The sequence below is a fragment of the Marinobacterium sp. xm-m-383 genome, assembly GCF_013283255.1.
GTDB lineage: Bacteria > Pseudomonadota > Gammaproteobacteria > Pseudomonadales > Balneatricaceae > Marinobacterium_E.
The window spans coordinates 373,796-396,372 of the sequence record NZ_WBYT01000002.1; the positions used below are offsets into that span (position 1 = coordinate 373,796).

General features: G+C 49.0%; 17 protein-coding genes and 1 rRNA gene. 14 read left to right on the forward strand and 4 right to left on the reverse strand.

Features of this window, described 5'->3' with window-relative positions:
- The first annotated feature begins 77 nt into the window (after positions 1 to 77).
- From rplK to fusA, 9 genes are all read left to right on the forward strand, one after another.
- Complete coding sequence (rplK, locus tag XMM383_RS05490) at positions 78 to 512, forward strand: 50S ribosomal protein L11 (RefSeq protein ID WP_173481791.1); 435 nt, start codon at positions 78 to 80, stop codon at positions 510 to 512.
- Positions 512 to 1,207, forward strand: a complete 696-nt coding sequence (rplA, locus tag XMM383_RS05495) for a 50S ribosomal protein L1 (RefSeq protein WP_173494645.1) — start codon at positions 512 to 514, stop codon at positions 1,205 to 1,207. The genes rplK and rplA overlap by 1 nt, the downstream gene beginning before the upstream one ends.
- Positions 1,208 to 1,423: 216 nt before the next feature.
- The gene (gene rplJ, locus XMM383_RS05500) at positions 1,424 to 1,918 is read left to right on the forward strand and encodes a 50S ribosomal protein L10 (RefSeq protein ID WP_173481793.1); all 495 of its coding nucleotides are present in this window, start codon (positions 1,424 to 1,426) and stop codon (positions 1,916 to 1,918) included.
- A 42-nt stretch (positions 1,919 to 1,960) separates the two neighbouring features.
- Complete coding sequence (gene rplL / locus XMM383_RS05505; protein WP_173481794.1) at positions 1,961 to 2,332, forward strand: 50S ribosomal protein L7/L12; 372 nt, start codon at positions 1,961 to 1,963, stop codon at positions 2,330 to 2,332.
- Between the two features lie 178 nt (positions 2,333 to 2,510).
- Positions 2,511 to 6,611: a DNA-directed RNA polymerase subunit beta gene (gene rpoB, locus XMM383_RS05510; RefSeq protein WP_173494646.1), complete on the forward strand. Its 4,101-nt coding sequence runs from the start codon at positions 2,511 to 2,513 to the stop codon at positions 6,609 to 6,611.
- Positions 6,612 to 6,677: 66 nt separating this feature from the next.
- Positions 6,678 to 10,904 (forward strand): DNA-directed RNA polymerase subunit beta', encoded by a 4,227-nt coding sequence (rpoC, locus tag XMM383_RS05515; RefSeq protein ID WP_173481796.1) that lies wholly within the window; start codon positions 6,678 to 6,680, stop codon positions 10,902 to 10,904.
- A gap of 112 nt (positions 10,905 to 11,016) precedes the next feature.
- The gene (gene rpsL / locus XMM383_RS05520) at positions 11,017 to 11,391 is read left to right on the forward strand and encodes a 30S ribosomal protein S12 (RefSeq protein WP_173481797.1); all 375 of its coding nucleotides are present in this window, start codon (positions 11,017 to 11,019) and stop codon (positions 11,389 to 11,391) included.
- Between the two features lie 147 nt (positions 11,392 to 11,538).
- Complete coding sequence (rpsG, locus tag XMM383_RS05525; RefSeq protein ID WP_173481798.1) at positions 11,539 to 12,009, forward strand: 30S ribosomal protein S7; 471 nt, start codon at positions 11,539 to 11,541, stop codon at positions 12,007 to 12,009.
- Positions 12,010 to 12,115: 106 nt separating this feature from the next.
- Positions 12,116 to 14,209: an elongation factor G gene (fusA, locus tag XMM383_RS05530; protein WP_173494647.1), complete on the forward strand. Its 2,094-nt coding sequence runs from the start codon at positions 12,116 to 12,118 to the stop codon at positions 14,207 to 14,209.
- Between the two features lie 48 nt (positions 14,210 to 14,257).
- On the opposite strand, the gene XMM383_RS05535 is transcribed toward fusA, so the two are convergent.
- Together XMM383_RS05535 and hemL are read right to left on the reverse strand one after the other, a co-directional pair.
- Positions 14,258 to 14,842, reverse strand: a complete 585-nt coding sequence (locus XMM383_RS05535; RefSeq protein WP_173494648.1) for a hypothetical protein — start codon at positions 14,840 to 14,842, stop codon at positions 14,258 to 14,260.
- Positions 14,843 to 14,848: 6 nt separating this feature from the next.
- A complete protein-coding gene (gene hemL / locus XMM383_RS05540; protein WP_173494649.1) occupies positions 14,849 to 16,132 on the reverse strand; it encodes a glutamate-1-semialdehyde 2,1-aminomutase in 1,284 nt (427 codons plus the stop codon).
- Between the two features lie 180 nt (positions 16,133 to 16,312).
- Between hemL and argC the strand changes: the two genes are divergently transcribed.
- The 3 genes from argC (at position 16,313) to XMM383_RS05555 (ending at position 18,255) form a co-directional block, all read left to right on the forward strand.
- Positions 16,313 to 17,347: an N-acetyl-gamma-glutamyl-phosphate reductase gene (argC, locus tag XMM383_RS05545; RefSeq protein ID WP_173481818.1), complete on the forward strand. Its 1,035-nt coding sequence runs from the start codon at positions 16,313 to 16,315 to the stop codon at positions 17,345 to 17,347.
- A 66-nt stretch (positions 17,348 to 17,413) separates the two neighbouring features.
- On the forward strand, positions 17,414 to 17,752 hold the full coding sequence (erpA, locus tag XMM383_RS05550) for an iron-sulfur cluster insertion protein ErpA (RefSeq protein WP_173481802.1): 339 nt from the start codon (positions 17,414 to 17,416) through the stop codon (positions 17,750 to 17,752).
- A 62-nt stretch (positions 17,753 to 17,814) separates the two neighbouring features.
- A complete protein-coding gene (locus XMM383_RS05555) occupies positions 17,815 to 18,255 on the forward strand; it encodes a YtoQ family protein (protein WP_173494650.1) in 441 nt (146 codons plus the stop codon).
- Here XMM383_RS05555 and XMM383_RS05560 read toward each other — a convergent pair.
- On the reverse strand, positions 18,252 to 19,337 hold the full coding sequence (locus XMM383_RS05560; RefSeq protein WP_173494651.1) for an anhydro-N-acetylmuramic acid kinase: 1,086 nt from the start codon (positions 19,335 to 19,337) through the stop codon (positions 18,252 to 18,254). The genes XMM383_RS05555 and XMM383_RS05560 overlap by 4 nt on opposite strands.
- Before the next feature lies 1 nt (position 19,338).
- Positions 19,339 to 20,712, reverse strand: a complete 1,374-nt coding sequence (locus XMM383_RS05565) for an OapA family protein (RefSeq protein WP_254442858.1) — start codon at positions 20,710 to 20,712, stop codon at positions 19,339 to 19,341.
- Positions 20,713 to 20,917: 205 nt separating this feature from the next.
- On the opposite strand from XMM383_RS05565, the gene tyrS reads away from it, so the two are divergent.
- Both tyrS and XMM383_RS05575 read left to right on the forward strand, forming a co-directional pair.
- Positions 20,918 to 22,213: a tyrosine--tRNA ligase gene (tyrS, locus tag XMM383_RS05570; RefSeq protein WP_173494652.1), complete on the forward strand. Its 1,296-nt coding sequence runs from the start codon at positions 20,918 to 20,920 to the stop codon at positions 22,211 to 22,213.
- A 261-nt stretch (positions 22,214 to 22,474) separates the two neighbouring features.
- Positions 22,475 to 22,577: ribosomal RNA gene (locus tag XMM383_RS05575) — 16S ribosomal RNA — on the forward strand; the annotation flags it as partial.

The window sequence follows — 22,577 nt, forward strand, 5'->3', positions numbered from 1 at the left end:
TGAGTGGCTGAAAGGCTGCTCGGTTTTTGTTGTGTAAAGGGGAGCCGAGAGGCGCTTGTACCCAAAGGAGTAGCTCAATGGCTAAGAAGATAGAAGCCTACATTAAGTTGCAGGTTAAAGCAGGTCAGGCGAACCCAAGTCCGCCAGTAGGTCCTGCGCTAGGTCAACACGGTGTGAACATCATGGAGTTCTGTAAAGCGTTCAACGCACAGACTCAATCGATGGAACCTGGTATGCCAATTCCAGTGGTTATCACTGTATACGCTGATCGTAGCTTTACGTTCATCACTAAGACTCCACCAGCTTCAATCCTATTGAAGAAAGCGGTTGGTCTTAAATCTGGTTCATCTCGTCCAAACACTGAGAAAGTGGGTACTGTTACTCGCGCTCAGCTTGAAGAGATTGCAACAATTAAAATGGCTGACCTTACTGCTGCGGACATGGATGCAGCGGTACGTACGATTGCAGGTTCTGCACGTCGCATGGGTCTAGTTGTGGAGGGTGATGAGTAATGGCTAAGTTGACTAAACGTCAAAAGGCGATCGCTGAAAAAGTAGAAGCGGGTAAATTGTACGCTGCTGCTGATGCTGCTCAGATTCTTTCAGAAGTTTCTGCTGTTAAATTCGCTGAGTCTGTAGATGTTGCGATCAACCTAGGTGTTGATCCGAAGAAATCTGACCAGGTTGTACGTGGTTCAAGTGTTCTTCCAAACGGTACAGGTAAAGAAGTTCGTGTTGCTGTATTTGCTCAAGGCGAGAATGCTGAGAAAGCAAAAGAAGCGGGCGCGGACGTTGTTGGTTTTGAGGATCTTGCTGAGTCAGTTAAAGCTGGCAACCTAGACTTCGACGTAGTAATTGCAAGCCCAGACGCTATGCGCGTTGTTGGTGCGCTAGGTACAGTACTTGGTCCACGTGGCCTAATGCCAAACCCTAAAGTTGGTACTGTAACTCCAGATGTTGCTGGTGCAGTTAAGAATGCTAAATCTGGTCAGGTACGTTTCCGTACAGACAAGAACGGCATCATTCACGCGTCAGTTGGTAAAGTAAGCTTCGAGCCAAACCAAATCGCTGAAAACGTAGCGGCTCTACTCGCTGAGCTTAAGAAACTTAAGCCAGCGTCTGCTAAAGGCGTTTACGTTAAGAAAGTAACCCTGTCTACAACTATGGGACCGGGTCTACAGGTGGATGTTGCGTCACTAGACGCTTAATCCTCCAGCAAAGGTATTTGAGGGTCTTCAGACCTGTCTGACAGAGACGAAGACCGTCAAAGACCGCAGGTGATGCTATTGATTATTCAGTGGCATCTTAATGGGCCAACCAGCCTGCGCAGACGGTGAGATTCCTCGGAATCATTTTAGCCGTACTCATGCCTCGCGTAAGCGGGGTGGTTGGTAAATATGTCGAAAGACAACCAGGAGTAAATTGTGGCAATAGGACTTGAACAGAAAAAAGCGATCGTCGCTGAGGTTCAGGAAGCTGCTGGCTCTGCATTGTCTGCTGTCGTTGCGGATTCCCGCGGCGTTGAAGTAGGCGATATGACTGCACTGCGTAAGCAGGCACGTGAAGCGGGTGTATGGCTTAAAGTCGTACGTAACACGCTAGCACGTCGTGCAGTAGAGGGCACAGCTTATGAATGTCTAGCGGACTCGTTCGTAGGTCCAACTATCATTGCTTTCTCTCAAGAGCACCCAGGCGCTGGCGCCCGTATCTTGAAAGACTTTGCAAAAGGCAATGACAAGTTTGAGCTGAAAACAGCTGCCTTCGAAGGCGAGATCGTTGATATCGCAATGCTAGCAAGCCTACCGACATACGACGAAGCACTAGCGAAGCTAATGAGCTGCATGAAAGAAGCAGCTGCTGGCAAGCTCGTACGTGCTATCGATGCGGTACGCGTTCAGAAAGAAGAGCAAGCAGCTTAATTGGCTGGTTGCTAAGTAACCGATTTAATAAAGGAATTAATCATGTCTCTGTCTAAAGACGATATCCTAAATGCAATTGCTGAAATGTCAGTAATGGACGTTGTTGAACTAGTTTCTGCAATGGAAGAAAAATTCGGCGTATCTGCTGCAGCTGCAGTAGTTGCTGGTCCTGCTGGCGATGCTGGCGGTGCTGCAGAAGAGAAGACTGACTTCGACGTTGTTCTAGCTTCTGCTGGCGATAAGAAAGTAAACGTAATCAAGGTAGTTCGTGCAGTAACTGGCCTTGGTCTTAAAGAAGCGAAAGAGATGGTTGACGGTGCACCTTCAACTGTTAAAGAAGGCGCTTCTAAAGAAGAAGCTGAGCAGATCAAAGCTGATCTTGAAGCAGCTGGCGCTTCTGTCGAGCTTAAGTAATAACTTGAGCTTGCTGCGCATTAAGCAGCTTTACGCTGCTTAAAAAGCGTATGGCTGGTGGCAAAAATGCCACCGGCCTTTTTCCGTTATTAGTAGATAGACTTTTTAACGGAACGAATTGCTCGATAATTTATCGAGTTTGGTTTCTCAACCTAGATGCACATGCTGGGGAACACTGATGGCTTATTCATACACTGAGAAGAAACGTATCCGAAAGGATTTCAGTAAACTCGGTCAGGTAATGGAACTACCTTACCTGCTCGCGACACAGCTGGATTCATATCGTAAGTTTCTAGAGGCGGGCGCTACTTCTGAAGGTCGCACCGAAGAGGGGCTTCATGCCGCATTCAATTCTGTATTCCCAATCGTTTCTTACTCTGGAAACGCTGCTTTGGAATACGCTGGTTATCGCCTAGGTGAGCCTGTCTTTGACGTAAAAGAGTGTCAGCAGCGTGGTATCACCTACGCAGCGCCACTACGCGTTAAAGTGCGTCTGGTGATCTACGATCGCGATTCGTCTACGAAAGCGGTTAAAGACATTAAAGAGCAAGAAGTTTACATGGGCGAAATGCCGCTCATGACTGAGAATGGTACCTTTGTTGTCAATGGTACTGAGCGCGTAATCGTATCGCAGCTCCACCGTTCACCTGGTGTATTCTTCGATCACGACAAGGGTAAAACACACTCATCGGGCAAATTGCTTTACTCTGCTCGAATCATTCCTTACCGTGGTTCTTGGCTCGACTTCGAGTTTGATCCAAAAGACTCTCTATTTGTTCGTATCGACCGTCGCCGTAAACTGCCTGCGACTATCTTGATGCGCGCGCTTGGTTTCCAAGCAGAAGAGATTCTAGATATCTTCTTTGACACGACTGGCTGGAATCTATCGAAAGATAAGATTCAGATGGATCTTATTCCTGAGCGCCTACGTGGTGAAACAATGAGCTTCGAGATCCTTACACCTAAAGGTGATGTGATTGTTGAAGCGGGTCGCCGTATCACTCCGCGCCACATCCGTCAGATGCAGAAAGAGGGTATGACTCAACTAGAGACTCCTGCAGAGTACCTAGTGGGCAAAGCTCTAGCTAAAGATATCGTTGATCCTGCTACAGGTGAAGTACTGCTTCCTTGTAACACCGAGCTGACTGAAGAGGCGGTAGCTAAGCTTCAAGAAGCTAAGATCGAACGTTTCGAAACGCTTTACACTAACGAATTGGATTGTGGTCCATTCGTTTCTGACACTCTTCGTATTGACCCGACTCGTAACCAGCTAGAAGCATTGGTAGAGATCTACCGCATGATGCGTCCTGGTGAGCCACCAACGAAAGAGTCAGCAGAATCACTATTTGAAAATCTATTCTTCTCTGAAGAGCGCTACGATCTTTCTGCGGTAGGTCGTATGAAGTTCAACCGCCGTCTTGGTCGTGAAGAGGAGACAGGTTCAGGCATTCTGTCTAAAGATGACATCCTAGATGTTATGAAGACACTGATCGAGATCCGTAACGGTAAAGGCGTTGTTGACGATATCGACCACCTTGGTAACCGTCGTATCCGTTCAGTTGGTGAGATGGCTGAGAACCAATTCCGTGTCGGTCTTGTTCGTGTAGAACGTGCTGTACGTGAGCGCCTAAGCATGGCTGAATCAGACAACCTGATGCCTCAGGATCTGATCAACGCTAAGCCAGTTGCTGCTGCCATTAAAGAGTTCTTTGGCTCGTCGCAGCTGTCACAGTTCATGGACCAGAACAACCCGCTTTCCGAAGTAACTCACAAGCGTCGTGTCTCTGCACTAGGCCCAGGTGGTCTAACGCGTGAGCGCGCGGGCTTCGAGGTTCGTGACGTACACCCAACTCACTACGGTCGTGTATGTCCTATCGAGACTCCTGAAGGTCCAAACATCGGTCTGATCAACTCGTTAGCTGTGTTTGCTCGTACAAACAACTACGGCTTCCTAGAGACTCCTTACCGTCGCGTTGTTGATGGTCAGGTAACAGACGACATCGATTACCTATCAGCTATCGAAGAGTCTAACTTCGTTATCGCACAGGCTTCGGCAACGGTGGATGCGAAGAACAAACTGACTGATGAGCTGGTCACTGTTCGTCACTTGAACGAAACAACCGTAATGCCTAAAGAGCGCGTACAGTACATGGACGTTTCACCACGTCAGGTTGTATCGGTTGCGGCAGCTCTTATCCCGTTCCTTGAACACGATGATGCGAACCGTGCATTGATGGGATCGAACATGCAACGTCAGGCTGTTCCAACACTGAAGGCTGATAAGCCGCTTGTTGGTACCGGTATCGAGCGCAACATCGCTCGTGACTCTGGCGTCTGTGTGGTTGCTAAGCGTGGCGGTGTTATTGAATCAGTTGACGCAAGCCGTGTGGTTGTTCGCGTTAACGATGACGAAATTACTGCTGGCGATGCAGGTGTAGATATCTACAACCTAACTAAGTACGTGCGTTCGAACCAGAACACATGTATCAACCAGCGCGCAATCGTTAACCTAGGTGAGCAGGTATCACGTGGTGATATCCTAGCCGATGGTCCATCGGTTGACCTTGGTGAGCTAGCCCTTGGCCAGAACATGCGTATCGCGTTCATGCCTTGGAACGGTTTCAACTTCGAGGACTCGATCCTAATCTCTGAGCGTGTTGTTCAAGAAGATCGTTTCACTACGATCCACATTCAAGAGCTAACCTGTGTCTCTCGTGATACTAAGCTAGGCTCTGAAGAGATTACTGCGGATATCCCGAATGTTGGTGAATCTGCACTCGCTAAACTAGACGAATCAGGCATCGTGCACATTGGTGCTGAAGTAGGTCCTGGTGATATTCTAGTAGGTAAAGTAACGCCTAAAGGCGAAACTCAATTGACTCCTGAAGAGAAGCTACTGCGTGCGATCTTCGGTGAGAAAGCGTCTGATGTTAAAGACACTTCTCTACGTGTTAAAACAGGTACTGTTGGTAAGGTTATCGACGTTCAGGTCTTCACTCGTGACGGTGTTGAAAAAGATGAGCGTGCAATCGCTATCGAGCAAGCTGAACTTGCAAGCATCCGTAAAGACCTTGATGACGAGTTCCGTATTGTTGAAGTAGCAATTTTCGAGCGTCTTGAGCGCACACTAGTTGGCCTTAAAGCTGACGGTGGTGCAGGTCTTAAGAAGGGTCAAGAGATCACGTTTGAATTCCTTGCTGATCTTAAACACGATGAGTGGTTCAAGATTCGCGTATCTGACAGTGCAGCAGCAGAGATGCTTGAAGCGGCTAAGAAGCAGCTTGAAGAGCGTCGTGAAATGCTGGATAAGCGCTTCGAAGATAAGAAGAGCAAGCTTCAGACGGGTGATGATCTAGCGCCTGGCGTACTTAAGATTGTTAAGGTTTACGTAGCAACTAAGCGTCGCGTACAGCCTGGTGACAAGATGGCAGGTCGTCACGGTAACAAGGGTGTTATCTCAGTTATCATGCCTGTCGAAGACATGCCTTACGATGAGAACGGTGAGCCAGTTGATGTGGTGCTTAACCCACTAGGTGTACCGTCTCGTATGAACGTAGGTCAGATCCTTGAGACTCACATGGGTGCTGCAGCGAAAGGTCTTGGTCGTAAGATCAACACCATGCTGGAAGTTGAGCGTAAGAAGGCTGAAAAAGTTAAGGAAGTTCGTGAATTCCTTGAAGCCGTCTACAACGCACAGCACAGCGGCCTAGAGTGTGCTCGTAAAGAAGATCTTAAGTCATTCAGCGATGACGAGATCTTGGCTCTGGCTGACAACCTCAAAGCGGGTGTTCCACTAGCGACTCCAGTCTTTGATGGTGCTAAAGAATCTGAAATCAAAGCGCTGCTGCGTCTTGCAGACATGAATGATAGTGGACAGGTGGATCTGTTCGATGGTCGCACAGGCGACAAGTTCGACCGTCCAGTGACTGTTGGCTACATGTACATGCTGAAACTTAACCACTTGGTTGATGACAAGATGCACGCACGTTCAACCGGCTCTTACAGCCTTGTTACTCAGCAGCCGCTGGGTGGTAAAGCTCAGTTCGGTGGTCAGCGCTTCGGTGAGATGGAGGTTTGGGCACTGGAAGCGTACGGCGCAGCTTACACGCTTCAAGAGATGCTCACAGTCAAATCCGATGACGTGAATGGTCGTACGAAGATGTATAAGAACATCGTCGATGGCGACCACAGCATGGATCCAGGCATGCCTGAATCATTTAACGTGCTGATCAAAGAGATCCGTTCTCTCGGTATCGATATCGAGCTAGAGAACGAGTAAGGGCCTAATTGAACATCGGGCTGTATGCCAAGTGCTGCAGCCCCCTCCCGTGAGGAGCTATAGATAATGAAAGATTTACTTAATCTGTTGAAGACTCAAAGTCAGAGCGACGAGTTCGATTCGATCCGTATCTCTCTGGCTTCACCAGACATGATTCGTTCATGGTCATATGGTGAGGTTAAAAAACCTGAGACGATTAACTACCGTACATTCAAACCAGAGCGTGACGGTCTGTTCTGTGCCAAGATTTTCGGTCCTGTAAAGGATTACGAATGTCTATGTGGTAAGTACAAGCGCATGAAGCACCGTGGTGTTATCTGTGAGAAGTGTGGCGTTGAAGTGACAATGACTAAAGTGCGTCGTGAGCGCATGGGTCACATCGAGCTAGCCTCTCCAGTTGCACACATCTGGTTCCTTAAGTCACTACCGTCTCGTATCGGCTTGATGCTAGATATGACCCTTCGTGACATCGAGCGCGTTCTCTACTTCGAATCATTTGTTGTGATCGATGAAGGCATGACTACGCTTCAGCGCGGTCAGCTAATGAACGACGAGCAGTACTTTGAAGCACTGGAAGAGTTCGGTGATGACTTTGACGCTCGTATGGGTGCTGAAGCGATCGGCGAACTTCTAAAGTCGATCGATCTAGAAGCTGAGATCTCAGTTCTTCGTGAAGAGATTCCTGCGACTAACTCAGAAACTAAGCTTAAAAAGATGTCTAAGCGTCTTAAGCTACTTGAAGCGTTCTACAAGTCTGGTAACAACCCAGAGTGGATGATCCTAAAAGTTCTTCCAGTTCTACCACCAGATCTACGTCCACTCGTACCACTGGACGGTGGTCGTTTCGCAACCTCTGATCTTAACGATCTATACCGTCGTGTGATCAACCGTAACAACCGTTTGAAGCGTCTTCTAGACCTTAACGCTCCAGATATCATCGTACGTAACGAAAAACGTATGTTGCAGGAATCTGTCGATGCGTTGCTTGATAACGGTCGTCGTGGTCGTGCCATCACTGGCTCTAACAAGCGTCCTCTGAAGTCGCTTGCTGACATGATCAAAGGTAAGCAGGGTCGTTTCCGTCAGAACCTTCTAGGTAAGCGTGTTGACTACTCTGGTCGTTCTGTAATCGTGGTTGGCCCATCACTGCGTCTTCACCAGTGTGGTCTTCCTAAGAAGATGGCTCTTGAGTTATTCAAGCCATTTATCTTCTCTAAGCTAGAGCTTCGTGGTTACGCAACTACGATTAAAGCCGCTAAGAAGATGGTTGAGCGTGAAGAGCCGCTTGTATGGGATATCCTTGATGAGGTTATCCGTGAGCATCCAGTTCTTCTAAACCGTGCACCGACACTTCACCGTCTTGGTATCCAGGCATTTGAGCCTGTTTTGATCGAAGGTAAAGCGATCCAGCTACACCCACTTGTGTGTGCTGCGTATAACGCCGACTTCGACGGTGACCAGATGGCGGTACACGTACCGTTGACGATCGAAGCGCAGCTTGAAGCTCGTGCTTTGATGATGTCTACCAACAACATTCTTTCGCCATCAAATGGTGAGCCGATCATCGTTCCTTCACAGGACGTGGTATTGGGTCTGTACTACATGACTCGTGAGCGCATCAATGCGCAGGGCGAAGGCATGGCATTCTCTGATATCAAAGAGGTTCAGCGTGCGTATGGTGCTAAACAGGTTCACCTACAGGCTCGCGTGAAGGTTCGTATCAACGAAACGATCCGCGACATCGAAGGTAACGAAGAGTCTCGCACTGCAATCGTTGATACGACAGTGGGTCGTGCAATGCTGTTTGATATCGTTCCAACGGGTCTTCCGTTCGAACTGATCAACCAGGCGATGAAGAAGAAAGCGATCTCGCGTCTTCTTAACGAGGCGTACCGTCGTTGTGGTCTGAAGGATACGGTTATCTTTGCTGACCAGCTAATGTACATGGGCTTCCGTCAAGCAGCGCTTTCAGGTGCATCGATCGGTGTTAACGATTTCGTTATCCCAGATGAGAAAGTGAACATTGTTGCTGAAGCCGACACTGAAGTGAAAGAGATCGAGCGTCAGTTCGCAGACGGTCTTGTTACTCAGGGTGAGAAATACAACAAGGTTGTCGATATCTGGTCTCGTGCAAACGAATTGCTTGCTAAGAAGATGATGGACAACCTGAAGTCTGACACAGTGATCAACGCTGAAGGCGAGCAGGAAGAGCAAGAGTCTTTCAACTCTGTCTACATGATGGCCGACTCAGGCGCACGTGGTAGTGCGGCTCAGATTCGTCAGCTAGCAGGTATGCGTGGTCTGATGGCTAAGCCAGATGGCTCGATCATCGAGACACCGATCACGGCTAACTTCCGTGAAGGACTAAACGTACTTCAGTACTTCATCTCGACTCACGGTGCTCGTAAGGGTCTAGCCGATACGGCACTTAAGACTGCGAACTCGGGTTACCTAACTCGTCGTCTAGTAGACGTTGCTCAGGATGTGGTTATCACAGAGCAGGATTGTGGCACCGAAGAGGGTCTAGTGATTCAGGCGCTAATCGAAGGCGGCGACGTAGTTGTTGGTCTAGGTGAGCGTGTTCTTGGTCGTGTTATTGCACAAGACGTTCTTGATCCACAGGGTAAAGATGTATTGATCCCTGCGGGTACATTGATGGATGAAGCTTGGGTAGCACGTCTAGATAATGACGATACTTACAGCTCGATCGATGAAGTGATCGTTCGTTCTGCTATTACCTGTGAATCACACCACGGTATCTGTTCAAGCTGTTACGGTCGTGACCTAGGTCGCGGTCACAAGGTTAACATCGGTGAAGCTGTCGGCGTTATCGCTGCACAGTCAATCGGTGAGCCGGGTACACAGCTTACCATGCGTACCTTCCACATCGGTGGTGCGGCATCACGAGCAGCTGCTGTCGATAACATCCAGGTTAAGAACGGCGGTGAAATTCGTCTACACAACCTTAAAACCGTTGAGCGTGCAGATGGCAACCTAGTCGCTTCTTCACGATCTGGTGAGATCGGTGTAACCGATGAGCACGGTCGTGAGCGCGAGCGTTACAAAGTACCTTACGGTGCAGTGATCAAAGCGAAAGATGGCGACACTGTCGAAGCAGGCGCAATCATTGCTAACTGGGATCCGCACACTCACCCAATCGTAACCGAGGTTGCGGGTCGCATTCAGTTTGCTGGTCTTGAAGACGGCATCACTGTTAAGCGCCAAGCGGATGAGCTAACAGGTCTAACTACGATCGAAGTATTGGATATCAAAGACCGCCCACAGGCAGGTAAAGATATCCGTCCAATGATCAAGCTTGTTGATGCCAAGGGTGAAGACGTTCTTCACGCTGGTACAGCAATGCCTGCACAGTACATGCTGCCACCTAATGCGATCTTGAACCTTCAAGATGGTGCAGATGTGGGTGTTGGTGACGTCCTAGCACGTCTACCACAAGAGGGTACTGTCAACAAAGATATCACCGGTGGTCTTCCACGCGTAGCGGATCTATTCGAAGCGCGTAAACCAAAAGAAGCGGCTGTGCTTGCTGAGATTTCAGGTACTGTCAGCTTTGGTAAAGAGACCAAAGGTAAGCGTCGTATTGTGATCACTCCAACTGATGGTGCGGATCCAATCGAAGTGATGATTCAGAAGTGGCGCTCGCTTAACGTCTTCGAAGGTGAGACAGTTGAGAAGGGTGAGGTGATCTCAGATGGTCCATCAAGTGCACACGATATCCTGCACGTATTGGGCGTAGAAGAGCTAGCTAAATACATCGTTTCTGAGATCCAAGACGTTTACCGTCTACAGGGTGTAGGCATCAACGACAAGCACATCGAAGTGATTGTGCGTCAGATGCTTCGCAAGGTAGAGATCCTAGATAGCGGTGATTCTGAATTCATTCAGGGTGAACAGGCTGAATTCGTAGATGTGACAATCGCAAACGAAAAATTGGTTGCTGAAGGTAAGCAGCCAGCTAAGTTTGAACGTGTGCTTCTAGGTATTACTAAAGCCTCTCTGGCAACAGAGTCGTTCATCTCTGCAGCGTCGTTCCAGGAGACAACTCGTGTCCTAACGGAAGGTGCAGTAACCGGCAAGAAAGATTACTTGCGCGGTCTGAAAGAGAACGTGGTTGTGGGTCGTCTGATCCCAGCCGGTACTGGTCTTGCATACCACAGCGAACGCAAACGCAAACGTATGCAGGATACAGAATCTAGCGTCACTGTAAGTGCTGAAGAAGTACAAGCAGCTTTGACTGAAGCATTGAACGCTTCAGTGGAAGATTCTGAATAATTTCAGAAGACGTTGACGAGAAGGGGTGGAATTGATTAAAATTTCGCCCCCTGAATGACTAGGGCTTCGGTCCTAGTCTTTTTGTTGTTTAACTAAACGTGGAGTTTGCTTAATGGCAACTATCAACCAGCTGGTGCGCAAACCACGTAAACGCGTTGTAGAGAAGTCTGATGTTCGTGCATTAGAAGCTTGTCCTCAACGTCGTGGCGTATGTACCCGCGTTTACACTACTACACCTAAGAAACCGAACTCAGCACTACGTAAAGTTTGTCGTGTTCGTCTTACTAACGGTTTCGAAGTTTCTTCATACATCGGTGGTGAAGGTCACAACCTACAGGAGCACAGTGTTGTTCTTATCCGTGGTGGCCGTGTTAAAGACCTACCTGGTGTACGTTACCACACTGTACGTGGTGCGCTTGACTGTGCGGGCGTTAACGACCGTAAACAGGGCCGCTCTAAGTACGGTGCTAAGCGTCCTAAGTCTTAAGTTCGTCTACTCTCTATGAGAGTCGGCGAAGCTGTTAAGCAGGACCTAGTCCGCGCTGGTAGCTAGACCGAGACGATAAGAGTAAGGGCAGGCTTAATTGCCTGAGTAACCTGAAGACCTTTTAAACGATTTATTGAGGGCTTATCCATGCCAAGAAGACGCGTCGCTGCAAAGCGCGAAATTCTACCGGATCCTAAATTCGGAAACATCACACTGGCTAAATTCATCAACCACTTGATGATTAGCGGTAAAAAATCTGTAGCAGAGAGCATCGTTTACGGCGCTCTAGCGAAAGTTGAAGAGCGTACTAAAGCAGATCCTTTGGAACTGTTTGATAAAGCGTTGGAAACTGTTCAGCCTATGGTCGAAGTTAAGTCTCGCCGCGTTGGTGGTGCAACTTACCAAGTACCTGTTGAAGTTCGTCCATCACGTCGTATGGCGCTTGCAATGCGTTGGCTGGTTGACGCATCGCGTAAGCGTGGCGAAAAAGACATGTCTCTTCGTCTAGCGGGCGAGCTACTAGACGCGGCTGAAGGCCGTGGCGCTGCGGTTAAGAAACGTGAAGACGTTCACCGCATGGCTGACGCTAACAAAGCGTTCGCACACTTCCGCTTCTAAGCGTTTTTATCTGGCGAAATGGTGTTATCATTTCGCCAGCTTTAAATTCGCTTTTTTAAAGCCTTCGTTTATGACGAGGGCTTTTTACGTTTCAGGAGTTTGATCAATGGCTCGTACTACCCCAATTAATCGTTACCGTAACATTGGTATCTGTGCTCACGTAGATGCTGGTAAAACGACAACAACCGAACGCGTTCTGTTCTACACAGGCATGTCACACAAGATCGGTGAAGTGCACGATGGCGCTGCAACCATGGACTGGATGGAGCAAGAGCAGGAGCGTGGTATCACCATTACCTCGGCTGCGACAACCTGTTTCTGGAAAGGGATGAATCAGCAGTTCGATGAGCACCGCGTTAACATCATTGATACTCCTGGGCACGTTGACTTTACCATTGAGGTAGAGCGTTCACTGCGTGTACTGGATGGTGCCGTTGTTGTGCTCTGTGCCTCTTCGGGTGTTCAGCCGCAGACTGAAACGGTATGGCGTCAAGCAAACAAGTACGAAGTACCTCGTATGGTGTTTGTGAACAAGATGGACCGTGCCGGTGCAGATTTCTACATGGTGGTTGATCAGCTTAAACAGCGCCTGGGTGCTGTACCAGTACCTATTAATATTCCGATTGGTGCTGAAGATGAATTCAAAGGCGTCGTTGACCTGATCAGCATGAAAGCGATCATGTGGAACGAAGCCGATCAAGGTATGACCTATGATCTGGAAGAGATTCCAGCTGATCTACAGGACCGTGCCGAAGAGCTTCGTGAAGAGCTGCTAGAAGCGGCGGCCGAAGCCAATGAAGAGTTGATGGATAAGTACCTTGAAGAGGGTGAGCTATCTATTGATGAGATTAAAGCGGGTCTGCGTCAGCGTACTCTGAATAACGAGATTGTTTTGATGCTAGCCGGTTCTGCGTTCAAGAACAAAGGCGTTCAAGCAGTACTCGATGCGGTTATTGAGTACCTACCATCGCCGACTGAGGTCAAAGCGATCGAAGGTACATTGGATGATGCTGCTGAAACCGTTGAAACGCGTGAAGCGGATGACAGCGCGCCGTTCGCCTCACTGGCATTCAAGATCGCTACCGATCCCTTTGTGGGAACCTTGACCTTCGTTCGTGTCTATTCAGGTGTGTTGGCATCTGGTGACAGCGTTTATAACTCGGTTAAACAGAAGAAAGAGCGCATCGGTCGTATGGTGCAGATGCACGCTAACAGCCGTGAAGAGATTAAAGAGGTTCGCGCAGGCGACATCGCTGCGATGATCGGTCTTAAAGATGTGACCACAGGTGATACGCTGTGTGATGCTGACAAGAAGATCGTTCTAGAGCGTATGGAGTTCCCTGAGCCAGTGATCTCGGTTGCGGTTGAGCCTAAATCACAAGCGGATCAAGAGAAGATGGGCTTGGCACTGGGCAAATTGGCGCAAGAGGATCCATCCTTCCGTGTTGAGACCGATCAAGAGACAGGCCAGACCATCATTTCGGGTATGGGCGAGCTTCACCTAGACATCATCGTTGACCGTATGAAACGTGAGTTCAAGGTTGAAGCGAACATCGGTAAACCTCAGGTGGCTTACCGTGAGAAGATCCGCAGCAGTGTTGTTGCAAACCACAAGTTTGCCCGCCAGTCAGGTGGTCGTGGTCAGTATGGTCACGTTGTCGTTGAGTTCTCGCCAAGTGATGACGAAGGGTTGGAGTTTATCAATGAGATCGTCGGTGGTGCGATTCCAAAAGAGTACATTCCTGCGATCGAGAAAGGTATCTCTGAGCAGATGAAGAACGGTGTTCTTGCGGGCTACCCATTGATCGGTCTGAAAGCGCGTCTTTACGACGGCTCTTTCCACGATGTCGACTCTAATGAGATGGCCTTTAAGATCGCCGCATCTCAAGCACTTAAAAAGTACGCTATGGAAGCCGATCCTTGTCTTCTAGAGCCGATGATGAAAGTGGAAGTCGTAACACCTGAAGAGTACATGGGTGACGTGATGGGTGACCTTAACCGCCGTCGTGGTCTGGTTCAGGGTATGGAAGATACGACATCAGGCAAGGTGATTCGTGCTGCAGTGCCACTGGGTGAGATGTTCGGTTATGCGACCGATCTTCGTTCAGCATCCCAGGGTCGTGCGACCTACTCAATGGAGTTTGAAAACTACGCAGAAGCGCCGAAAAACATCCTTGATGGCATGTTGAACCGCTACTAATTGATATCAGTGATTAAAAAGCAGAGCCGGTTTACCGCCTCTGCTTTTTTATGCCTGTGAAGCTTTGGCCTTCAATCCTTTGGAGGCAAACAGAAGCGTCAAACTAAGGGCTAAGTAGAGTAGTAGATCAGAGGTGTTGGCTTTCCAGCTGAAAATAGCGATTGCCAGTAGAATTGCCGCACTCAAAAACGAAGCTCGTTGGGATCTGATTTTGCTAAGAAAGGCAGCTGCTCCTAATGCACCTATTAGAACAATAGCCAACACCATAGCGTAACCTGCTCCGGCATCCATTCTACGGCAGAGCTCAAACAGGGCAATCAGTGCCAGTAGGTAACGCCCCCAGGTTTGCATGGTGAAGCTGCGCTGCACCGCTCGTGCCAGCAGTGCGCTAGCCATCATGGGGGCCCCTGCATAGAGGGCCAAATTGTTCAGCATCCGAAGCAGTGTCGAACTGTCCATGGAGTCACTGGTCAGGGTGAAGCTGCCAATGAGGGCTATGATCATGCTCAGCAGTGAGAGTCGAGTGACTTTGATCTCACTGCTGCTATCGAGGTTATCTTGCGTCCCTCTGAAGAGGTAGAGCGTGCTAGCGATGGCCGCTAGCAACAGGAGTATTTGCCCCAACAGAGTCATCGCAGATTACCCTAGTTTCGCAAAGGCGCGGTCAGCCGCTGCAATGGTTGCGTCTAGGTCAGCCTCTGTATGAGCGGCGGAAAGGAAGCCCGCTTCATACGCTGAAGGTGCCAGATAGACTCCTTCGTCGAGCATGTGGTGGAAGAACTTTCCGAACGCTTCAACATCACAGGCGGTTGCATCACTAAACCCAGTGATGTTCTCACGATCGGTGAAGAACAGACCAAACATACCACCTACTGTGGTCGTGGTCACAGAGATGCCGTTTTTAGCCGCTACTGCCTTCAACCCTTCGGTGAGGTATTCTGTCTTCGCGCTTAACTCTTCGTACAAGCCTTCACGCTCCATCGCGGTTAGCATAGCAAGGCCGGCACGCATGGCTAGAGGGTTGCCTGATAGGGTGCCCGCTTGGTAAACAGGGCCCAGTGGCGCGATCTGATGCATGATCTCCAGTTTGCCACCAAAGGCGCCAACGGGCATGCCGCCGCCAATGATCTTGCCTAGAGTGGTAAGATCAGGTGTGACACCATAAAGCTCTTGTGCACCGCCGCGCGCTACGCGGAAGCCACTCATCACCTCGTCAAAGATCAAAACGGTTTCGTATTCATCACAGATGGCACGCAAGCCTTCCAAGAATCCTTCTACTGGAGGGATACAGTTCATGTTGCCAGCGACTGGCTCAACGATGATACACGCAATCTCTTTACCCACTTCAGCGAAGGCCTGTTTGACACTCTCTAGGTTGTTAAACTGCAGTGTGATGGTGTGCTCCGCCAGTGCAGCAGGCACTCCAGGTGAGTTTGGTTCGCCCAGTGTCAGTGCTCCTGAGCCCGCTTTGACCAGCAGTGAATCGGAATGACCGTGGTAGCAGCCTTCAAATTTAACGATCTTATCGCGACCGGTGTAACCTCGCGCTAATCGGATGGCACTCATGGTCGCTTCAGTACCCGAGCTGGTCATGCGAACCATCTCCATTGAGGGTACAAGCTCACAAATTTTGTCTGCCATCTCTGTTTCGATTGCTGTTGGTGCACCGAAAGAGATGCCGTGGTTTAGGGCATCACGCACCGCATCGATCACAGGAGGGTAGTTGTGGCCAAACAGCATAGGGCCCCAAGAGCCGATGTAGTCGATGTACTGTTTGTCATCTTCGTCGAAGATGTAAGCGCCTTCGGCACGTTTAACAAAGACCGGTGTGCCACCGACACCTTTGAACGCACGAACGGGCGAGTTAACACCGCCTGGGATGTGTTTCTGGGCGGCTTCAAATAACTGTTCTGACTTAGACATCAACTTAACCTCGGTAAACATTTTTGACCATTATCCACAGCCAGCAAGGGAGTGTCAGTAGTACGCCTGAACAAATCCCTTGGATCGTGAATCTGGAGTTGGAAATCACTGTGGCGTATTATACAGCACCTGAATTCTTAAGACTCAGTCAGTATGGCTAACATGGAGCGTGGAACTATCGTGATTAAAGTAGGTATTGTGGGTGGCACGGGTTATACCGGCGTTGAACTGCTTAGACTGTTGGCCAACCATTCAGAAGTCTCTGTCGAGGTGATTACCTCCCGCTCTGAAGAGGGTATGCCAGTTGCTGATATGTTCCCCAATCTTCGTGGTCATTACGATCTAGAGTTTACCGTGCCAGATGTTGACCGCTTGGCCGCCTGTGATGTTGTCTTCTTTGCAACGCCGCACGGTGTTGCCATGTCGATGGCGCCGGCGTTAGTTGACCGTGGTGTGCGCGTGATCGATCTGGGTGCTGACTTCCGAATCAAGGATGTACCGCTTTGGGAGAAGTGGTACAAGCTGGACCACAGCTGCCCAGACCTGGTTGAGAAAGCGGTCTACGGTTTACCTGAGTTGAATCGGGAGCAGATTAAAGATGCGCAGTTAATTGCTTGTGCTGGCTGTTACCCCACCGCGACTCAGCTGGGCTTTTTGCCGCTGCTAGAAGCGGGTTTGGTTGATACACGCCGTTTGATTGCCGACTGTAAGTCGGGTGTATCCGGTGCCGGTCGTGGCGCCAGTGTTGGTACATTGCTGTGTGAGTCGAGCGAGAGTTTTAAAGCCTATGGTGTGCCTGGCCACCGCCACCTCCCTGAAATTCGCCAAGGACTCACTTGGGCGGCGGGTAAGCCGGTCGGTTTAACCTTTGTACCTCATTTGACGCCGATGATTCGTGGTATTCACGCGACGCTCTACTCTACGTTGAAAGACCCTGTTGATTCGGGTCTGCAAGAGCTCTTTGAAGCACGTTATGCCAACGAGCCTTTTGTCGATGTGTTGCCTGCAGGTTCTCACCCTGAGACTCGCAGTGTAAAAGGGTCTAACTTCTGTCGTATCAGCGTTCACCGTCCACAAGATGATGATACGGTCGTGGTTCTCTCAGTCATCGATAACTTAGTGAAAGGTGCTTCTGGTCAGGCAATTCAGATCATGAACATTATGTTTGGCCTAAAAGAGAATGCAGGCCTCACTAACGTAGCGTTGATGCCATAATTCTTGACTGTTTTACTTGGTTTTGTGAGAATTCACCCATTCCAATGAATTTTGAGGTGTGTATTCATGTCCGCTGATGCCGATATGATCTTTACTGACTCTGCTGCAAATAAGGTACGTACTCTGATTGAAGAGGAGCAGAACGATAACCTAAAGTTGCGCGTCTTCATTACTGGTGGTGGCTGTGCAGGTTTTTCGTACGGCTTCACTTTCGATGAGTCTGTGGCTGAAGATGATACTGTGGTTGAGAATGCGGGAGTGACCATGGTGGTTGATCCGATGAGCTTTCAATATCTTGTGGGTGCAGAGGTGGATTACAAAGAGGGTCTACAGGGTTCCCAGTTCGTGATCAACAATCCTAATGCAACAACGACCTGTGGTTGTGGTTCATCTTTCTCAATTTAAATGAATGCTATAGGCCAGCGGCTCCTAGCAAGAGTGGCTGGCTTTTTTATTAGGGGGCTATCATGAGTTACAAAGTGTATATGTCGGGTGAAATTCATACCGATTGGCGTGATGTGATTCGCCAAGGTACTGAAGCATTGGGTCTGGATATTACCTATTTGGCTCCGGTCACTGATCACCCTGCCAGTGATGCTGCCGGCGACCACTTGGGAGAGCAGTCAGATAATTTCTGGCGTGATCACCAGTCATCCAAAGTGAACCTAATTAGAACCAAAGGGATGATCGAACAAGCTGATCTGGTTGTGATTTGTTTTGGTGACAAGTATAAGCAGTGGAATGCTGCATTCGATGCAGGCTACTGTGCTGCTTTGGGTAAGCCTTACATTACTCTGCATGCAGAAGATTTGATTCACCCACTTAAAGAGGTTGATGCTCAATCTCTAGCCTGGGCCAAGACGAATGAGCAGGTAGTGGAGACGTTGCGCTACGTCCTTCAGCCTTAAGCGGGAAAGAGCGCGCCAAGGCGACGCTCACCGAAGGCGCCTGTCACAGCTGGGATATTCCCAGCTTTTTTGTTTTTAAAAGCCCAAGCTAGCCAAGCAAAGGCAGCGGCTTCCATGGCATCGGCTGACCAGCCTAATAGGTCGCTGGATATAATGGTGAAGTCAGGTAGGTGTGCTGTTAGGCGTTCAATCAAATGATCGTTTCGCGCGCCTCCGCCACATAGAATCAGTTGACAGTGGGTCAGCTTGGCCTGTTTTAGAGCGTCAGCAATGGTCACTGCGGTTAGCTCTGTCAGCGTCGCTTGAACATCTTCAGGCGGTAGCTGATCAAAGTCTGCGAGTTTATGATTGAGCCACTCTAGATTGAAAGTTTCCCGACCGGTGCTTTTTGGGGCGGCTCGATGGAAATAGGGCTCGTCTAATAGAGCGTCAAGCAAGGGTTGGTTTATATCACCGCTCGCCGCCCATGCACCCTCTGCATCAAAGTGAACCCCCTTATGTTGGTAGATCCACTGATCGATCAGTGTGTTGGCAGGTCCGGTATCAAAACCTTGAATATCTCCGTTTGATGTAAACAGAGAGAGGTTGGCAATGCCGCCAAGGTTCAAAAGGGCAAAGGGTCGGCGCATCTTCTCGGTTAGGAAATGATGGAAGGCAGGTACCAAAGGCGCTCCTTCACCACCTGCTGCAAGGTCGCGTCGTCTGAAGTCGGCAATGACATCGATTCCGGTCATCTCGGCCAGAATATGAGGGTTACCTGCCTGCAGAGTGCAGCCTTCGTCTGGTCTATGTCGTAGGGTTTGACCGTGGTAGCCAATAGCGTTGACCTCTTTAGGATCAATGCGGTGGTCATGCAGGAAGATCAGAATGGCTTCCGCAGCAAAAGTGGCCAGGTCCCTATCTAGGATCATCAGCTGATCAATCGATTGGGGCTGGCCAGTCATAAAGGGAAGAATGCGCTGCTTAAGTTCGTCAGAGAATTCGAAACAGCGAGAGTGCAGTAGTTGATACTCAGGTTCGAAGTAGCAAAGAGCGATGTCGAGCCCATCTAAGCTGGTGCCGGACATGAGGCCCAGAAACATTTTACTCTGCTGCACGACTCTCACTGGCAATCAGTTGCTCAATAGCCTTCTGCTGAAGTGAAGCAATCATATCGTTAGCCACTTTATTGAAGTTGGCACGCTCTTTCTTAGCAATCGGTTGTGCGGCAGGAAGTTTCACCGTCTGTGGGTTCTTATGGACCCCCGCAACTCGGAACTCATAGTGCAGGTGGGGGCCGGTTGCAGTGCCGCTCATACCTACGTAGCCAATGGTCTGGCCTTGCTTAACGCGTGAACCCTTTTTAACCTTGCTGTTGTATTTGCTCATGTGGCCATAGAGCGTAGTGATGTTGCCACCGTGTTGGATAATGACCGTACGACCGTATCCGCCTTTTGTACCGCGCCAAATAACTTTGCCATCCCCGGCTGCCTTGATGGGTGTGCCTGTTTTAGCAGCGTAATCAGTTCCTCGGTGAGGACGTTTTACGCCAAGCACTGGATGGTAGCGCTCGCGTGTGAAGCCTGAGCTGATTCGGCGGAAGTCGACAGGGGAGCGTAGGAAAGCTTTACGCATACTGCGGCCTTCCGGAGTGAAGTAGTTTACGTCACCGTTGGAGTCTTCATAGCGAACGGCGGCGAAAGTATCACCGTTATTGGTGAACTCCGCGGCAAGAATGTCGCCATCGCCAATTCTTTTTCCATCTAAATACTTCTCTTCAAACAGCACTCTAAACTGGTCGCCTTTGCGAATATCCAGAGCAAAATCGATGTCCCAGCCAAATACCTCGGCCAGTTTCATGGTGATGTTCTCAGATAGACCGGCGCTTTTGGCTGCAAGGTAGAGCGAGCTGGAGATCTCTCCAGTGACGAACCGCTGGCGCATCTCGGGTTCAAGTACTAGGGTCTCTTGCTGATAACCCGTATCCGTCAGCGAAAACTCAACTGACTCTAACAGGCTCTTTTCAATGCGCAGTGTGATGAGTTGGTTATCTTCAATGTGAAGACTGAGCGTCTGGCCAGGACGGAGCGCATTGAAGTGCTTGGTTTTTTTATCAGCCTGGGCAATCTTATGAACATCTTTAGCACCTAGGCCGGCACGCTTGAAGATTTTGCTTAGGTTGTCACCGCTTTTGACTTTAAAGCGTTGCCACTCAATAGCGGGTGGCTGTTCTGCCACTTCAGTGGTGGCTGAGGTTTGCTCATTGTGTTCTATAAGGGTTGAAGAGGTGGTTTCAGCCACCGGTAGTTGTGCTTCTGGAAGGGCTTTGGGTGAAATAAGTTCGATCTGAGATCGAGTGGCTTCTACCTCCGATGAAGGAAGTATCGAGAGCATCAAGGCGATAAACGACAGAGACCCAACAACGGCAAGGTGCATCTTAGGAAATCGCTTCGCTTTTCTGAAAATATTTTTAGCCAAACCTACAGCCAGATATTAGTTGAAACAGAGTGTTTGTCCCTTAGACAGTTAATTGTATAAAAGTTCCATCTAGATTCCGATAGATAAAGCGATTTAGCGATGATTTTAATCAAATGGATCCCTTATCAAATTTGTCTAACAGATGATCAATCGGTAGAATCTCGCCTCTCAAATTAAGACCGCAAACATCGGATTGAAACAAACCATGGCAAATATCAATTTAATCGCTGAACTTCAGTCGCGTGGACTTGTCGCGCAAATGAGTAGTGAAGATGAGTTAATGGAACACCTAGAGAAGGGTTCTGTAACGCTCTATTGTGGTTTCGATCCGACGGCAGATAGTCTGCACATTGGTAGCCTAGTGCCGCTGTTAACATTGCGTCGTTTTCAAGAGTATGGCCATAAGCCTTTGGCTCTTGTGGGTGGAGCAACCGGTTTGATCGGTGATCCGAGCTTTAAAGCACAGGAGCGAAAGTTAAACGATGATTCAACGGTTGCTGGTTGGGTGGATAAACTCAAAGCACAAGTGAGTCAGTTCATCAGCTTTGATAACTGCGATAACAGTGCCGAGGTTGTAAATAACCTCGACTGGACTCGAGGCATGGATGTACTGACCTTCCTGCGCGATGTGGGCAAGCACTTCTCTGTAAACTCGATGATTGCAAAAGAGTCTGTAAAACAGCGTATTGATCGTGAGGGATCTGGTATCTCTTTTACAGAGTTTACCTACATGATTCTTCAGTCTTTTGACTTCCAGCAGCTTAATAAGTCGCACGGTTGTACTTTACAGATCGGTGGTTCTGATCAGTGGGGCAACATTACTGGTGGTATCGAACTATCACGCCGTATGAATGGCAACCAGGTGTTCGGTATTACGCTGCCACTGGTAACCAAGTCAGATGGAACAAAATTTGGTAAAACCGAGTCAGGTACTATCTGGTTAGATGCGACTAAAACATCGCCCTACGCCTTCTACCAATTCTGGATGTCGACGGCTGATGCAGATGTTTACAAGTTCCTTCGTTACTTCACCTTCTTAGATGTTGAGAGAATTGCTGACATTGAAGAGGAAGATAAAGCAGCGACTGGTCGTCCTCAAGCGCAAGCGATTCTCGCGGAAGAGGTGACACGCTTGGTGCATGGTAATGATGCAGTAGAAGCGGCTAAGCGAATTACAGAGTCACTCTTCTCAGGTGATATTAGCCAGTTAAGTGAAGCTGACTTTGAGCAGCTTAAGCAAGATGGTCTTCCGGCGACACAGGTTCCAACCGATCTTTCGGATACACCGTTGACGACACTGTTGGTTGATGCGGGTATGGCGAATTCCGGTAAGCAGATCAAAGATGCACTGCAGCGTGACGCTGTCATCGTAAATGATCGTGCCTGTGGTATGGCCGATAATATGTCAGGCAACGAAATTTTCAGCTCTGAAGCAGGCCTATTTGGTAAATATTTCCTAGTCAAACTGGGTAAAAAGAAACACCACCTGTTTTATTTGTAAAAAAGTTAGTTTTTTTACAAAAAAGGGGTTGAATAAAAATCGGGTGTCGGTAATATACGCACCTCGCTTGAGACGAGTACTCAAGCAGCCACCAAAAGATCGGTGGCACGCTCTTTAACAATTAATCAGGTAATGCGTGTGGGCGCTTGTTGAGGTTGAGCACAAAAGCTTAACAAGACAAGCAACCTATATGTGAATTCATTTAGCGTAATGTTTTTCTTGAGCAAGATTTAGATAGTCATTTATGACTGTCGAACTTTTTAACTGAAGAGTTTGATCATGGCTCAGATTGAACGCTGGCGGCAGGCCTAACACATGCAAGTCGAGCGGTAACAGAGAGAAGCTTGCTTCTTTGCTGACGAGC

Excerpts from the sequence above, each read along its gene's own strand:
- tyrS (WP_173494652.1), top strand. The coding sequence starts at position 20,918 with ATGGCAAATATCAATTTAATCGCTGAACTTCAGTCGCGTGGACTTGTC.
- rpsL (WP_173481797.1), top strand. The coding sequence starts at position 11,017 with ATGGCAACTATCAACCAGCTGGTGCGCAAACCACGTAAACGCGTTGTA.
- rpoB (WP_173494646.1), top strand. The coding sequence starts at position 2,511 with ATGGCTTATTCATACACTGAGAAGAAACGTATCCGAAAGGATTTCAGT.
- rpoC (WP_173481796.1), top strand. The coding sequence starts at position 6,678 with ATGAAAGATTTACTTAATCTGTTGAAGACTCAAAGTCAGAGCGACGAG.
- rplA (WP_173494645.1), top strand. The coding sequence starts at position 512 with ATGGCTAAGTTGACTAAACGTCAAAAGGCGATCGCTGAAAAAGTAGAA.
- XMM383_RS05555 (WP_173494650.1), top strand. The coding sequence starts at position 17,815 with ATGAGTTACAAAGTGTATATGTCGGGTGAAATTCATACCGATTGGCGT.
- fusA (WP_173494647.1), top strand. The coding sequence starts at position 12,116 with ATGGCTCGTACTACCCCAATTAATCGTTACCGTAACATTGGTATCTGT.
- XMM383_RS05560 (WP_173494651.1), bottom strand. The coding sequence starts at position 19,337 with ATGTTTCTGGGCCTCATGTCCGGCACCAGCTTAGATGGGCTCGACATC.
- rpsG (WP_173481798.1), top strand. The coding sequence starts at position 11,539 with ATGCCAAGAAGACGCGTCGCTGCAAAGCGCGAAATTCTACCGGATCCT.
- hemL (WP_173494649.1), bottom strand. The coding sequence starts at position 16,132 with ATGTCTAAGTCAGAACAGTTATTTGAAGCCGCCCAGAAACACATCCCA.
- XMM383_RS05535 (WP_173494648.1), bottom strand. The coding sequence starts at position 14,842 with ATGACTCTGTTGGGGCAAATACTCCTGTTGCTAGCGGCCATCGCTAGC.
- erpA (WP_173481802.1), top strand. The coding sequence starts at position 17,414 with ATGTCCGCTGATGCCGATATGATCTTTACTGACTCTGCTGCAAATAAG.
- rplL (WP_173481794.1), top strand. The coding sequence starts at position 1,961 with ATGTCTCTGTCTAAAGACGATATCCTAAATGCAATTGCTGAAATGTCA.
- rplK (WP_173481791.1), top strand. The coding sequence starts at position 78 with ATGGCTAAGAAGATAGAAGCCTACATTAAGTTGCAGGTTAAAGCAGGT.